The sequence below is a fragment of the Oribacterium sp. WCC10 genome, from assembly GCF_900113415.1.
Taxonomy (GTDB): Bacteria; Bacillota; Clostridia; order Lachnospirales; family Lachnospiraceae; genus Oribacterium.
Map to the genome: position 1 here is coordinate 1 of NZ_FOPH01000019.1, position 15,532 is coordinate 15,532.

General features: G+C 42.4%; 13 protein-coding genes. 5 read left to right on the forward strand and 8 right to left on the reverse strand.

Going from position 1 to position 15,532, the window contains the following annotated elements; all coding sequences use genetic code 11:
- Positions 1 to 1,529: AAA family ATPase (locus tag BM294_RS12495; protein ID WP_139225888.1), on the reverse strand; the 1,529-nt coding region annotated here is incomplete at its 3' end.
- Between the two features lie 169 nt (positions 1,530 to 1,698).
- Positions 1,699 to 2,619: an FKBP-type peptidyl-prolyl cis-trans isomerase gene (locus tag BM294_RS12500; RefSeq protein ID WP_091208872.1), complete on the reverse strand. Its 921-nt coding sequence runs from the start codon at positions 2,617 to 2,619 to the stop codon at positions 1,699 to 1,701.
- Positions 2,620 to 3,256: 637 nt separating this feature from the next.
- Between BM294_RS12500 and BM294_RS12505 the strand changes: the two genes are divergently transcribed.
- Positions 3,257 to 5,272: a sensor domain-containing diguanylate cyclase gene (locus BM294_RS12505; RefSeq protein WP_091208875.1), complete on the forward strand. Its 2,016-nt coding sequence runs from the start codon at positions 3,257 to 3,259 to the stop codon at positions 5,270 to 5,272.
- Here BM294_RS12505 and BM294_RS12510 read toward each other — a convergent pair.
- Positions 5,253 to 5,642, reverse strand: a complete 390-nt coding sequence (locus BM294_RS12510) for a PaaI family thioesterase (RefSeq protein WP_175494677.1) — start codon at positions 5,640 to 5,642, stop codon at positions 5,253 to 5,255. The two genes, BM294_RS12505 and BM294_RS12510, sit on opposite strands and share 20 nt — an antisense overlap.
- A 194-nt stretch (positions 5,643 to 5,836) precedes the next feature.
- On the opposite strand from BM294_RS12510, the gene BM294_RS12515 reads away from it, so the two are divergent.
- From BM294_RS12515 to BM294_RS12525, 3 genes are read left to right on the forward strand one after another with little or no spacing between them, the layout of a single operon-like run.
- The gene (locus tag BM294_RS12515) at positions 5,837 to 6,574 is read left to right on the forward strand and encodes an exonuclease domain-containing protein (RefSeq protein ID WP_091208882.1); all 738 of its coding nucleotides are present in this window, start codon (positions 5,837 to 5,839) and stop codon (positions 6,572 to 6,574) included.
- The gene (locus BM294_RS12520; protein WP_091208884.1) at positions 6,568 to 6,843 is read left to right on the forward strand and encodes a DUF1294 domain-containing protein; all 276 of its coding nucleotides are present in this window, start codon (positions 6,568 to 6,570) and stop codon (positions 6,841 to 6,843) included. The genes BM294_RS12515 and BM294_RS12520 overlap by 7 nt, the downstream gene beginning before the upstream one ends.
- A 1-nt stretch (position 6,844) precedes the next feature.
- Positions 6,845 to 7,420: a carbonic anhydrase gene (locus BM294_RS12525; protein WP_091208890.1), complete on the forward strand. Its 576-nt coding sequence runs from the start codon at positions 6,845 to 6,847 to the stop codon at positions 7,418 to 7,420.
- A 157-nt stretch (positions 7,421 to 7,577) separates the two neighbouring features.
- Here the strand turns inward: BM294_RS12525 and BM294_RS12530 are convergent, their stop codons facing one another.
- A complete protein-coding gene (locus BM294_RS12530) occupies positions 7,578 to 8,594 on the reverse strand; it encodes an asparaginase (protein ID WP_091208893.1) in 1,017 nt (338 codons plus the stop codon).
- A 164-nt stretch (positions 8,595 to 8,758) separates the two neighbouring features.
- Positions 8,759 to 9,664 carry a DMT family transporter gene (locus BM294_RS12535; protein ID WP_091208896.1) on the reverse strand — a complete coding sequence of 302 codons (906 nt, stop codon included), beginning with the start codon at positions 9,662 to 9,664 and terminating at the stop codon, positions 8,759 to 8,761.
- 584 nt (positions 9,665 to 10,248) lie between these two features.
- On the opposite strand from BM294_RS12535, the gene aat reads away from it, so the two are divergent.
- Complete coding sequence (gene aat / locus BM294_RS12545; RefSeq protein ID WP_091208903.1) at positions 10,249 to 10,905, forward strand: leucyl/phenylalanyl-tRNA--protein transferase; 657 nt, start codon at positions 10,249 to 10,251, stop codon at positions 10,903 to 10,905.
- A gap of 125 nt (positions 10,906 to 11,030) precedes the next feature.
- On the opposite strand, the gene BM294_RS12550 is transcribed toward aat, so the two are convergent.
- The 3 genes from BM294_RS12550 to BM294_RS12560 form a co-directional block, all read right to left on the reverse strand.
- Positions 11,031 to 11,864, reverse strand: coding sequence for an HAD family hydrolase (locus BM294_RS12550; RefSeq protein WP_091208904.1), 834 nt, complete (start codon positions 11,862 to 11,864; stop codon positions 11,031 to 11,033).
- Positions 11,865 to 12,013: 149 nt separating this feature from the next.
- Positions 12,014 to 13,759, reverse strand: coding sequence for a glycoside hydrolase family 3 protein (locus BM294_RS12555; RefSeq protein WP_091208907.1), 1,746 nt, complete (start codon positions 13,757 to 13,759; stop codon positions 12,014 to 12,016).
- Between the two features lie 34 nt (positions 13,760 to 13,793).
- A complete protein-coding gene (locus tag BM294_RS12560; RefSeq protein WP_091208909.1) occupies positions 13,794 to 15,266 on the reverse strand; it encodes an MFS transporter in 1,473 nt (490 codons plus the stop codon).
- Positions 15,267 to 15,532 lie beyond the last annotated feature (266 nt).

The window sequence follows — 15,532 nt, forward strand, 5'->3', positions numbered from 1 at the left end:
GGAGCTTTATCTTTGTCATAATTTATGCCAACCAATAACAACTCACTACCATAGCCCTTAAGTGATTCAGGATAATGCTTCTGCTTTATCTGCTCTATGGCTCCTTCGGCACTCTTATTCCATTTAAGTTCTATAACCAGTGCCGGCAGACCTGAATCATGTTTGGGAAGATAGACTACATCAGCATAACCATCTCCTGAAGGAAGTTCTTCCCACTGAAGATAATTATCCTTATATGTATAATACGCAAGCTTGATCACACTTCGTAGACTGTCTTCCTTGTTGTAATGAAGCGGCGATGTTTCCTCTCTGTGAATCTTCTCTATCTGCGCGGCAACTGCTTCCTCGTTCATATTTATGGTATCTATAAACAGCTGATCACTTTCCCGAAGTCTTTTTGAAGTCTCTTCATGCTCCACATTTCTGATGGCTCGCTGAAACTCGAGACGTATTTCTTCATTTGGAATATGCGCAGTTTTCTTTTCTGAATCGTATGCCAGATATCCCAAATGTATCATCAATGTCAGAACATCGTCCCTTCCTCTAAATGTCACAAGATCATTGGCAAATCCAACGGTATCAACATTGACATCCACACCACCTATGAGCTCCGCTATAGTCTTCGCCATTCCGTTATATGGCTTACTGATATAACTCATGAGCCCTTCTGCCGCAGAGGTTTCTGTCCAATAGGAATCGAAATCGTCATTATATATAGCCTGCATAACTGAATTAGGATTATATATAGCGCCAACATCAGATGATTCATATCCATCATACCATTTTCTCATAAGGTCAAAATCCATACCATGCCTGTCACATAGACTCCTGACCTCACTTTCTGTAAATCCCACATACTCACCAAACCTGCGAGGTTTAACCATGGTATATTCTTTAAAATCCGAAATTGCAGACTGAGACCCGTCTTTTTTTATTGGTAAAATACCAGTTATATATGCCGCAGCAAAAATTTTCGATGTGGTTCCACTACTCTTAAACAGCATCCTTAAAAATCTCAGATACTCTTTTTCTATTTCCGGCACCTCTCTGATAGGAGCATCCCATTCGTCTATTATCATGACAATTTTGCATCCGGTATATTCAACGCAATTTACAAGGGTTTCATCAAATGAAGCACCTGTTTTAATCTCCGGATAAGTACAGGTTATCTCTTCTGCGACATTCTTTTCTATAAAACCAATTAATCCTTCAGCAGAAATTTTCCCAAGAATATTTGTCATGTCAAGATAGATGACATTGTAATTATTTAGAAATGACTCATAGCTTTTATCTTTACTGATCTTATAACCGGAAAATAATCGATGCGAATCACATGATCTGTCATAATATGCACACAACATCTGTGCCGCATACGACTTCCCAAATCTACGAGGTCTGCTGACACATGTCAGTTTATTGTTTGTGTCTATCGTACTATTGATAATACTTATAAGCCCTGTCTTATCCACATAGTCAGTATTCAGTTTTTCCGAAAAACCAGCGTTACCGGGATTAAAATATATTCCCATATGTACAAAGCTCCTCCTGTGATACACATGCAAAATGTCTCACATTTATTTTCATACAAACAAAAGCTACGATACAGGCATATCGAGAATTCTGTAATCTGCCTATATCGTAGCATATTATAATCCTATTAAAAATGTTGTTTTTAAATCACCGAAACGAAAGGTCTCATTATCCTGCCACTTCAAGAAGTGTAATGTCGAAATTCAGCGCCTTACCGGCAAGTCTGTGGTTTCCGTCAAATGTAACTGACTCCTCAGTCTTTTCGATTACAGTAACAGGGAAACGCATTCCCATGTCGTTCATGAGCATGACATTCTGACCGATTTCAAGATTCTCAGCACCCGGAATGTCCGAAATCTTGGAAACCAGAACTTTCTTATCATTGTATTCACCATAAGCATCAGCCGGCTCGATATGGATACTCTTGCTCTCTCCGACTTCCATATCAACAACTGTCTGATCGAATCCGGGAATCATCATGCCGACACCTGCGATAAATGATAACGGCTCATTTCTGTCATATGATGAGTCAAACTTGCTTCCGTCATCGAGAGTTCCTGTATAATGAACACTTACAGACTTGCCTGCATTCTTACCCTCATAAATGATTCGCATCTCATGACTTCCACAGCCGCCGCAACCGCCTCCGCAGCCGCCACATCCTTCTTCACAGTCATCTCCGCAACCACCACAGCTTTCTTCATCATCATGGTGTCCGCATCCACCACAGCCGCCTTCCTCATGATGATGTTCTTCGTGATGGTGATCACAGTTAACGCCCTGAGAAATCAGCTCACCTGCAAGGAACTTTTCGACAACATCATCTGTATTTCCGGATGCTCCGGATATTACCTCAATGCCCATCTCAGCAAGTGCTGCCTGAGCGCCGCCGCCAAGTCCGCCGCATATCAATGTCTCAACCTCTGCATCCTTGAGAACACCTGCAAGTGCCTCATGTCCTGCTGTGCCTGATCCAAGGATCTCATTTGAAACAACCTTTCCATCCTCTACAGTATAAAGCTTAAACTCCTTAGTCTTTCCAAAATGCTGAAATACCTGACCATCCTCATAAGTTACCGCTATCTTCATTTCTTTCCTCCATAGACAAATGAATCAAAAAGCATCCATTTGATTCCTGCTTCATAATCCTGATTTTTCGACAAACGAGCCAATATAGATGAACGTTGTACTCTTCATCTTGAACATCTTACCCATTCACGAAAACCATCCATGAGATGACAGAGGACGCCTTTTCCCGGCTCATAAAACCATTCAAAAACCGCATATATGAAGTCTTTCATCCATGTATGCAGCTTCTAAAGTATAAAGTATATGTCATTTTTTTAAAAGCAAAATCTTCTATATCTGAATCGCCTCAGTTTTTTCATTCTGCCGCTATCCACTCACCCTTCTCCCTCGTTAAATGTGAACCCGGTTCATTTTTTTATTTTTTCACTTATAATCTCAACCCGAAAAACGCCGATAAGATAATTGATAAACCTTGATTGGCGAAATGAGCATACTGCCATCATTCTCGTCTGCCATCCGATGATATAAAAGTCTATGATTTCATATCACGCAGAATGATTTGAGTGCCGGCAGTATTTGTCCCTCTAAAGATATAGTGAACACGCATTTGTGTGCAATGTGCACTGCAAACAGCACATACCCCATTTGGAACTTTACCCTCAAGCTGTCTCCCCAATGACGGCGGAACGGAGTTTTTATGGTTTTTGCCGAGACAAGCCACGAAAAAAATCTTGATGCACTATTATCAGAACATGGTACCGAAAACAGCGATATACAGCTGGTTCTTTTCATCACTTCCGATGTCATAGATGATGTTGCCGATAAAGTGCATGATGCATTTCCATACTCACATGTTATGGGCATACACTCATATATGTTCCGCCAGGGCGAATTCAGAAACAGCGGAACTATTATTATCATGCTCGAAAAAGAGCCGTCTGATTTTCGATATAACTATGGAATTATAGAAAACGTCAGCACCGATCCTGCCAAGAATATCCTCAATATACAAAAGCAGGTAGCCGATATACATCCCGGAATTGAAGATACTATCTGTCTTGAATTCTGTACCGGTGGTGAAGAACGCCTGATGACAACATTAAACTCAGTCATGATGGATTTCGGCATACGGATTTTCGGAGCGACTATTGAATCACTGGAAGATGTAAGCAATAGAACAGTTTATTATGACGGTCTATATTATGATGATGCAAGCATCTATATACTGATAAAGAACCTTTATGGTAAGATAAAAACTTTTTCTCAAAACATATACAAGCATCATAAGAACGGTCAGATGTACATAGCAACAAAAGTTGATAAAGAAAGCCGTTCAATCATCGAACTTGATGGTCGTCCAGCCGTTGAAGTTTATTGTGAAGAGCTTGGAATATCTCCTGATGACATTGAAAAGGCATATCCATACCACCCGCTAAGCAAGTGCATCGGTGAAGATAACTATCTCGTTTCCATAAGAGGCCACACCGATGGAGGTAGTTTACAGCTATGTAAACAGATAAATCAGAATGACCTTCTGTATATTTCAGATCTTGATGATTACGAAAACATAATTAATGATCATTTCACTCGTCTGAAGGAACTTATACCACATGCCGCAAGCATACTTTCCATAGACTGCATTTACAGATATTTGCTATTCAAGCAGGAAGGTACCCTTGACTGGTATGCAAAAATGCTGGACAACTCTGGACTTAACACACTTGGTATCATAGGCGCCGGAGAACAGTACGGCTTCCAGCACTCCAATCAGACCATGATCACTGCGATATTTGAGCATTATCCTCATAAAGTCGATGAGTCAAATGAAAGCGCCCTTATATCAAACGATGCTGCCTGTGATCTCGGTACCGTCAATGCTCTTTCTTCGGAGATCAGACAGGAGGAGCGAAAGCAGTTAAAAGAAACACTGAATGCAAGAATCTATCCTATTGACTTCATGCTTCATTATGTCATGAAGACTAAGGACAACATAGTTCAGAGAGAAACCTACGTACTTAAAGGGCTTTTGACTATTCAACGAAGGCTCAGTCAGATCCTTGAAAACAATGACCCGGAAGAGATCCATGCATACGCCGAAAGGATACTGGTCGGAAGTCATCTTATGGCAGATCGTCTCGCGGCCATTAACCTTCAGATTGAAGACATCGGCAACATGCTTGACCAGACGGAGTATCTTTTAAATGACGTGGTCTATATAGACGGTCTAACTGGTCTTCTCAACCGTGCTTTTTTCAATATAGAAGGGAATGAATTATTTAATGATTCCCGGAAGAAGCAGGGAATGTCCATGGCCTTTTTTGATATTGATGATTTTAAACACTTCAACACCGATTTCGGCCATGATTTCGGAGATGAAGTTCTGAAACAGCTTTCTCAGGAGCTTAAAGGCTCTTTCAGAGAGGACTCAGAGATACACCTTATCCGCATGGGCGGTGACGAGTTCATGGTTCTGAACCCGTCGGTTATACCATACGATATCTTTGTAAAACGAATGAATCTGGTCAGGGAACGTGTTTCCAACATGAATATCAGCTATAACGGTAATATTGCCGGTCTCACTATAAGCATCGGAATGGCAGATGCCGGAAGCGAAGATATAAATTCCATGTGGAATCTTTACCGGAGTGCCGATTCACGTCTCTACGAGGCAAAAAATGCCGGAAAGAATCAGATCAAAGCTTATAGTATGTAAATGTTCCTTCCGCAAATGTCTCGCCATTGTCATCTGTTACTTTTACACGAAGTACTGTAACTGCGCCGCCGTTCCTTACAAGTTCGGCGGTGCCGTACAAATATCTCGTCGTCTTGCTTGTCAGAAAATGAAAATCACTGTCAAGAGTGGTTACTTTGTCAGCATATCTTCTGGCATTGGCTCCTCCTGTGGAATCCGCTATGGTGAACAGCATTCCTCCGTGTATGTGCCCGCTTCCGTTCATATGCATCGGTAATACCTCAACCTTCGAACATATCGACCCATCTCTTGTATTTTCTTCAAACTCAATCCTGCAGGTCTCTACAAAACGACTGCGGTTGTAATAATCAATTATCTCTTTTCCTGTCATATCTATCCTCACTTTATGAAATATCTGTAACATAATGACATTCATCAGAAGCAGGATTTTTAAGACCCTCTGGCTCACTTAAATTGCTGCTCCATGATACTTATGTTGTATTTTTCAATTATACACTTGTTCTTTTTAAAGTCTAAGTGTTATTATAAGGCGTTAAACTAAACTACTTTTTTCAGGAGCATTTAATGATCGGTTTTTTTGACGCAGAATTCAATTCTCTGAAACAGGCAGACGGCAGTTTTGATTACAGCCTCATAGACATTGCTGTCATACCTTGCAAAAGTAAAAAATCCATACCTACAAAAAAACCTTTTCAGTCCTTTTCGCGACCGGAAAAGAACGGAGGAAAGGTCTACCGGCATATACAGCAGCTCACAAACATTCCCCAGTCGGTTATAGATAAGGCTGACAGCTTTCCTGTAGTGTACAGAGCATTCCGTGATTACATTATACGAAACAATATCACCAGGATTTTCACCTGGGGCGGAAGCGACGTTCCCATGATGCGATGGAACTGTGAATTTTACAGGATTCCGATGGAGGAACGTGACATTCTCAGCATGTTCGTTGACATAGCACCGGAGATATGTAGTAAACTAGGTACAAAGGCAGTAACATCTCTGGAGAACGCATCATACATTTGCTGCTGCCCGTCCCGTGACAGGCACAATGCTTTAGACGATGCAAGATCCCTCTATGAGATAGTGAACAAAACCGAGCTTAAGCAGTTCAGCTACAAGCGTTCAAGGGAATTTCATGAATTTGAAGGTCACCGCAATGACTTCATTACCGCAAAACAGCTCATGGAGAGTCTCAGAGTTCACGGAACAGACCTGAAAGATCTTTTGGATCGGATAAACAAGGGAGAAAAGTTCCCTTCATTTTTCGAGTATATCGATCAAAAGGAGACTATAACATGTTAAAAGATGCTCTGTTTACTTATCTTATAGTGATAAATGTTCTTGCCTTTATCATGTATGGAATCGATAAAATAAAAGCAGTCAAAGGAGCATGGCGCATTTCCGAATCTTTTCTCATCACACTTGCCGCTCTTGGCGGAGGTGCCGGTGCACTGGCAGGCATGAGAGCCTGGCATCACAAAACCAGAAAGTGGAAATTCAAGATTCTGGTGCCATTGTTCCTTGTGATATGGACTGCGGGTTTATTGGTTGTAACAGGAAATTGGAGGTAACATGACAGATAAGATCACTATGTCAGCAGACAAAGCATTGAAACGCCTTAAGGAAGGCAATAAAAGATACATGGAGACAGGTCTCAGCAACGGAGATGTATCACCTGCCATAAGACTTAAGACTTCAGGTCACGGTCAGGAACCTTTTGCGGTAGTTGTCACCTGTTCTGATGCCAGAGTTCTGCCTGAGACCATCTTCTCTACAGGAATCGGTGAACTTTTCGTTATCAGAGTTGCCGGCAATGTCATCGATGATCACCAGCTCGGCAGCATTGAGTATGCCGCAAGTCATCTTGGAGTAAAGCTCATTGTCATCATGGGACATACAAACTGCGGTGCCATCGGTGCAGCTTATCATCCTGACGATGATAACAAATACATCAGATTTATCCTGCATGAGATCCGTTCAGCCATCGGGAATGAAACAGATCCCGAAAAGGCCTGTATCCTGAATGTAAAACACAGCATTGAAGCGGTTGAAGAAAGTCTCGAGATTCAAAAAGAAGAACATGAACACAGCCTCAAGGTAGTCGGTGCTGTCTATCACATCGATACCGGAGAAGTTGATTTTCTTTGAATTTAACTGATTGGTTCCATGCAAAATATGACGCGAGTGTCAAAAGTATTGCACACGTATGATGCGCAGCACGCACACATTCGTGTGCAGGCGGTTAAAAGTGCCAAATCAACGTGCAAGCACGTGATTTGGCACTTTTGACCCTTACATCATATTTTCATACAGCCCTTTTCTTACCTGCAAAGAGCATATCTCTGTTTATCTCAGTATAGAAAAGGTCACGAAGCTGCTCATTACTGCACCCCATACCCTTCACCCACATGAGCTTTGTGATGGTTGCTTCCAGTGTCATATCGTAGGCTTCTATCATATGGAAGTCATGTTTCACCTTACGTCCCACTTCATACACTGTCATGTTGCTGCCTTCATTTGCAACCTGTGTTGTCATTACCACAAGCTTGTCGGTATCACGCCATCTGTCCATTTCCTTGTAAAATGTCTCCATGAGAGTTTCCGGAATACCACCTACTCCGAAGCTTTCCAGAACTATCACGTCGTAATTTGCAAATATATAGCTGAGCACATCGCTCTTCATTCCCGGAAAAAGTTTAAGCAGGCAGATTCTGTCAGACATATCATAATAGAACCTGACCGTCTTACCTGTCTTCGTCTCTTTTATGTACCTTATCAGCATATTGTCCTGAATGACTGCAAGATAAGGGAAGTTAATGCTGGAGAAAGCATTGTAACTTTTGGCCCTGTCCTTCTTTGCTCTCGTTCCGCAGATAACCTTGCCATCAAACACGATGCATACGTTCTGAGATTCCTCGTCTGCCGCATAAATGAATGAATCCAGAAGATTTGTTTTGGCATCCGTTATCTCTCTGTTGATCGGCTTTTGTGAACCCGTGATAACTATAGGCTTTTCGGAATCCTGAATCATATAGCTCAGAGCCGCCGCTGTGTAGGCAAGAGTATCCGTTCCGTGACAAATGACAAACCCATCAAAATTGTCATAGTTATCCTCTATCGCCTTCACTATCTTCTTCCAATACTCGGGGGTCATGTTTGTACTGTCAATATTCATTACCTGAGTGACTTCAACATCACAAACATTCTTAACCGCCGGAATGTAGGCAAGAACATCTTCTGCCGTAAGTCCCGGAGTGAGACCATCCTCAGTCTGCTTACATGCGATAGTTCCGCCGGTTCCAATCATCAGTATTTTTCGCATTTGTTTTCTCCTTGTATATGGAAATAATTCTGCTCAACATTATACATAAGCAGTTTTACATAAACAACAAAGATGGTACATTATGACTCTTTTTATCAAATAACCATAAGACGTGAGTGTCAAAAGTATTTGCCACTCACTAATGATGCGCAGCATGTGACTGTTTATTTTTGGGTTGCCGGTGCCGGCAGCTGTGCCAGCACAACTGCCGTGAAAACTATGATGCACCCCAGCATCTCCTTCAATGTCATACTTTCATGCAATATGAGCCAGCCGAAGAAAACTGCAAAAACAGATTCCATACTCATGATAAGCGGTGCGATGACAGGATCCGTGTTTCGCTGTGCCATTATCTGAAGAGTAAATGCAACACCGCTCGAAAGAACTCCGGCATAAAGAATTGTTATTTTAGCCGCCCAAATGGATGAAATCGATGGTGTCTCGAACAAAAATGTGAGAACCAGTGATATAAGTCCTGCCACAAGAAACTGTACACATGAGATCATTATTCCATCCGTATATCCCGTTGAAAAATGGTCTATAACCATGATATGTACCGAAAATGAAAAAGCACACAGGAGACACAGAAAGTCTCCTTTGCCTATGGAGAAGCCCTCTTTGATGCACAGAAGATAAAAACCGGCCATTGCTATAAATACATAAACCCAGATAATCTTTGCTACCTTTTTGCCGAGTAATATACCAAGAATCGGTACGATCACAATGTAAAGAGCGGTTATAAATCCGGCCTTTCCTGCAGTTGTGGTGCTTATACCCACCTGCTGAAAATTACTTGCCACTGACAGAACCATACCACAGAATATACCGCCGATAACTGAGTTTTTATTGAGAAGATCCCGCTCACCTGCAGTAAGAGGGTGATATCTGTTTCGTCTTTTTCTGAAGAAAAGTGTGACAGGAACCAGAACCAAAAATCCGATAAAGCTTCTCACCATGGTGTAGGTGAAGGGACCTACATAGTCCATTCCCGCACTTTGTGCCACGAAGGCCGATCCCCAGATAAGTGAGGCGATCAGAAGCATTAAATTTCCCTGAAAATGTTTACTCATAGATGTCTCCGATGTTATGTCAATCTTTCAAACGTTCAGTGTATCATAACATGAAGACGAAGATGAATTAAGTATATTTTTATTATTGGTGGTATTTACAATATACATACAAAAATGTACGATGAAATTCCTTAATATACTTATACTATATAAGTGTCATAAGGCTGTCTCACATGGATCACGTAAGGACGCTTTTTGCAGCCTGGAAGTGCGGAATGTGGAAGGGCGCTGATGATCCAGTGGATCATCGCTTAGCGCCGACCGAAGTGGAACGTAGACGCGAGAGCGTATGGCGCGAAGCGGTCCGATATCGGCTTTTACCTCTCACTGATGACATCGAGAACAATGTTTTAATATTTGATGATGTAAGGGTCAAAAGTACCAAATCACGTGCTTGCACGTTGATTTGAGACTTTATGACCCGCCCGAACACGAATAACGTAGTCGTTTTGCATAGCAAAAGGACGTGAGTTATGAGTGTTCAGCAGCACATTGCACACGAATGTGTGCATGCTGCGCATCATCAGTGAGTGGCAAATACTTTTGACACTCACGTCATTTGATGATGTAAGGAAAATAAATATATGGCTATATATCAGCTTGATGAAAAGAAAATATGGTTTCCGATGCCATCGGAGGCAGAGGATGACGGATTACTCGCTGTAGGAGGAGATCTTTCATTAGACAGACTTATCCTTGCATATACTCATGGAATATTTCCGTGGTTCAACCCCGGTGAAGAGATACTCTGGTGGTGCCCGCATAAGCGATATATCATACGTCCAAGTGAGATACACATTTCCCATTCTATGAGGAAATTTATACGTCATCATGATGTAAACATTAAACTGAACCGGGATTTCGGAGATACCATGCACAGATGCAGGCTTCAGCGCGAGTTCAAAGAAGGCACCTGGATATCCGATGAAATGGAGGAAGCCTACGGGCGATTATTCAAGGCCGGATATGCCATGAGCGTTGAATCCTTTATAGATGGTGAACTTGCCGGAGGACTGTACGGAGTCTCCATAGGAAAATGTTTCTTTGGTGAAAGTATGTTCAGTGCGAAGGAAAACGGCTCCAAGCTTGCACTGATATTCCTTGCAATGTTGATGGAAGAAAATGGATTTAATATGATTGACTGCCAGTTCCACACAGACCATCTTGAGAGCATGGGCGGCTGTTACATAAGCTATGAGGAGTATGACAGGCTCCTGGCTGAAGGAATAGACTGGAGATGATGCGCGGCACACTCTTTCGTATGCTCTAAAGTGAGGTTTTCAGGGATTCCTTAGAGTCTCCGGCGTCGGGATCCGGATTTTCAAAGGAAGTTGATGCTTTCCATGACTTTTTTACTTTTCCTTCATCACTTCAGATTTTCCCGGAACTCTTCTATCATCTTTTTCTGATAGTTTCCTTCATAGGCATCTTCAAGGAACTTTTCCAAAGCTTCATCCTTAAGCCTTTTCCATGACTTATTTTCATGATTTACAAGAATCGGATAAAAGGAAACCTCATTCTCAGCCGCTGCGGCTTCATCTCCCGGTGCATCTCCGCACATAAGCACATCCTTTGTTTCAAAGCCTTTCTTCAGTATCTCACCGATACAAAATGCCTTACTTCCCATATCCTGGGTACAAAGAATGTCTACATATGGAAGCAGTCCGAATCTTTCCCACTCAGCCACGACAGCCTCACGATTGGCACTGGAAACCACAGCTATATCGCATCTTTCATGGATCTTCTCAAAAGCCTCCTTCACTCCTTCAAAGGGTTTTATCTCTTCCTTTGGAAGATTACCGATGGAAACATTGACAGCCTTGCTCCAGTTGAGGGCCTTTCTGAAAATGTCATCTTCTGTCATCATTTTCTGAACAGCAGAGTTTGACAACTCCGGAGCTTCTTCAGCCCAGGTCTTAAGCGCCTTGATTCCATCGATTGGACGATACTTTTCATTAATCTCACAAAGCATCATGGCAAGTCCCTTGAATCTGTTGATACCTCTGGTCATTGAATAAAGGTTTATCTCATTCCAACGTTCCAGAATCTCAGATTCCCACTGACTAAGTTCCCATTCCTTAACCATACACGGACCGAAACATCTGATATGTTTGATGTTCATGGTATCCATGGCACAGCCGTCAGAATCTATGCAAACAATTTTTTTATTCTTTTTGCTATATTCATCAAATTTTGACATTACAAGCTCCATCTATATCTATATTCACATTCCAATACTCTAATGATGGCCCGGATTTTCAAAGGAAATTGATGCTTCCCATCGAAAAACCGGCCGGGGAAACGCTTTGATCAGCGTTTCCCTGTATATGACTGTACGTCTCTGGCAGTTTACAGTCTGGTATCCCATCTTCCGCAGAATACACTATCGTCCGCTTTGCCCTTAAACTCACTCCTGCCTGTAATCTTCTCTATCGCTGCCTTTATATGCTCTCTCCTCGGCGCATAGGCATTGATGAATGTATGAAGCTGAGGCACATCGATGAGATGATTTGTATAGTTAAGGCTCATTCCGATGGTTGGGATTTCCTCGTTGTACCACGGAAGCTCGCAGCTGTGGTTTACACTCCAGCGTACACGCACATTATTCTCCTGTGCGTATCCCTTAACATTGATCACAACCAGCGCAAGATCGTGATTCTTTATGAACTCCTCACGCTTCTGATGGTTGAGCATTTTTACGAAATTCATAGGAGAGATGCCATTATCAAGCTCCAGCTCAAAGTAGTTCGGACAGACATCCACTTCGAATCCGGCATCCGAAAGCTCATCAATCACCATCTGCTTCACAGGATCCTTCCTGTAACCGAGAGTTGTCGGCGTTGACCCTACATATACAAGGAAAACCCGCTTCTTCTCAGAAGGATTTACAGGCAGATATCCTCTCGTATCCTTTACAAGGGTAATGCAGCTGTCCGCAGCCTCTCTCGCAAACTTCTGATGTTCTTCACAACCGATGCAGGAAAGCGCTGACTTCTCCGGAAAGTTTCTGCCTGGAACTTCCATATTGAGATGAGCCTTCATTCCAAGAATTCTTGTAACAGCATCATTCAGTCTCTCATCGGTAAGCCTTTTCTCCTCATATGCTTTCTTTATGAAACCAATGTCTTCTTCCACATCATTTGCAAAAAGGAACATATCACATCCGGCGATGATCGCTCCCGGAACTGCATCGCATCTCCTGCTTGTGGCACTCATTCCAACCATATGAGAAGCGTCGGTAATGATGACTCCGTTAAATCCCATGTCCTCTCTCAGAAGATCTGTGAGAAGTTCAGGTGAAAGAGTTGCCGGCTTTATGTCCTTATCCTCGATTCCCGGTCGAAGCTTTCTTGTCATCTCAGGAAGCGCGATATGTCCAACCATGATGGTTTCGAGCCCTTCATTAATGAGAGTTCTGTAAATATAGCCGAAGTTCTTTTCCCATTCCTCTACTGAAAGGTTGTTGACTCCAAGTGCCAGATGCTGGTCCAACTCCTCCACACCATCTCCCGGAAAATGCTTTGCAGTACAGGCCATATCCGGATTTGCATCCTTCACTCCCTTTATGTAGGCTCTTGCATTGGCAAGAACCACCTCAGGATCGGATCCGAAGCTTCTTGTATTTACAATGGTATTTCTCCAGTTTTTATATACATCAACTACGGGATTAAACATCCAGTTACACCCCACAGCAGATGCTTCCTTTCCTGCCACATATCCCAGGTGGTAGGCATTATCAGTGCCCTCACCTGCACCGCACTCGGCAGCTGTCGCTACGAATGTTCCTTCAGGCGCAGCACCGATTCCGCCGTCATCACAGTTTGCCGCGATGAAAAGAGGGAATTTACTGTTCATCTGAAAAACCCTGTTCTGCTCGAATGCCGCTTCAGCATTTCCGCCCTGCCAGCGATGACCACCCTGATTGTACTTCGAAAGGTCTCCCTTTATCTTCCCCTCATCCATGCCGGGAGTTGCCTTAAGAAGGACAAAAAGCTGTCCTATCTTTTCATCAAGAGTCATGCCCTTAAGGGTATCCATAACCCACTTTATCTTTTCATCACTTAAGTAAAACGGCTTTGCCTTTAAATCTACCATGTAAACTTCCTGCTTCCTTTCTATCTATATGCCTTCAGGCTATCTGTCTGTTCTTTGCCTTGATGGCTGCGATCTCTTCCTGTATCTCCTGCATCTTCTCCTTGGTCAGAGGGTAATGCTTCATTGCGATGATATTACAGATAAGTCCGATGAGAACCAAACCATACATTCCAACCATTCCCACGATGAAGATTCCTGTGCTGTACTCTGTATTTGCATCAGGCAGTGCCTGAGTGAATCCGATGGCTGCACACATAAGACCAACCACAGTTGCTGAAAGTGAGGAAACCAGCTTATCGATAAAACTGAAAAGTGTTCCGATCATTCCCGGTACATACTTTCCGCTTCTGTAAACCTCATAGTCCGCACAATCCGCTGTCATGGTAATGACTACATTGGTGTTAACATTATTGAAACTTCCATACAGGACAGTAAGTACCATGAACACAACTGTAAAGAATGACCATCCTGTGAATACGCCGTCACCCGGAAGACTGAGAGTCTTTGGATCACCGAATATGAAGAGTAGTATCAAACCTGCACAGCAAATGATTCCACCCCATGAAGATACTTCGATTGACTTTTTCTGTCCCATTTTTGCAGCTATGAAACCTGCTATAAAAATCATGAACACAATGTTGGGAACCAGCGTGTAAACATTTAACATACCTGAAACTGCCGCATTCCCGCAGACGATGGCATATACAATCATAGTCACCGTTGCATCACTCTTGGCCTGGGTTGCAAGCTTATCGGTTGAAGCCGCAATCACAAGCATCTGAATCGCACGGTTGTTTTTGAGAATTTCCCAATAGTCCTTAAAAGATGTCTTGAAACTTTCTCCTGTTCCATAGAATTCTGTTCTGTCTTTTTCGATGAGAGAAATGATGACCACAACAGAAAGGATGGCAGAAGCGATGCTGCATATCAGCCACTGCTCACTGAAAAAACCTGTATCGAACTGGAAATTATGCTTTCTCAAAAGATAAGTGTAGGATAAATACGGTAAAACCGAAAATGTAACAACAGAACCTATTCCTGTGAAAACAGCAAGCATCGGACGTTGCTTCGGATCATTGGTAAGACAGGTCTGTGCTGACTTTGTAACAACACACTGAAGGGTGTATCCTACGATATAGATAGCATAGATTACGATAAACCCGATAAATCTGAGGGACTCTGCTAGTGTAGGTGTAACAAAAAACATTACTGCACTTGTTATCGCCATGATGATCTGTCCTATAACGATAAAAGGCCTGTTTTTTCCAAATCTGCCATTGGTTTTATCAACCACAAATCCGATAAACGGATCCGTTATGCCGTCCCATATTCTCATAGAAGTCACCAGAGAAGATGCCATAACAACTCCGACTCCCACAAAACCGGTCAGGAAATATGAGATAAATGTCATCTCCCAGAGATACAGGTTCGTGGCCACGTTATTAAGCGAAAATCCAAACAATTGCCAAACTTTTGCTCGGTGAATAGCACCGGTCTGTTTTTCCATTTCTTTTATTCCTCCAAGGGCGTTTACCCGATGATTTTTTACCCGATCTGTTTCCTTCTCTTCATGATAACCTAGGGAATAACTGTTATATCAGTGTTTCCATACTCCATTTCCGCGGATTTAATGGACAACGCTATACCTGAAATCACAAATCTTATTTGGGTCTCTTGATTATGTTTCTATTATAGAAAAACCCGGGGTTATCTCTAGCATTTTATTTGGTTGTATAAGCACGTTTTTATGCTATAATCCAATTTATAGTGTTT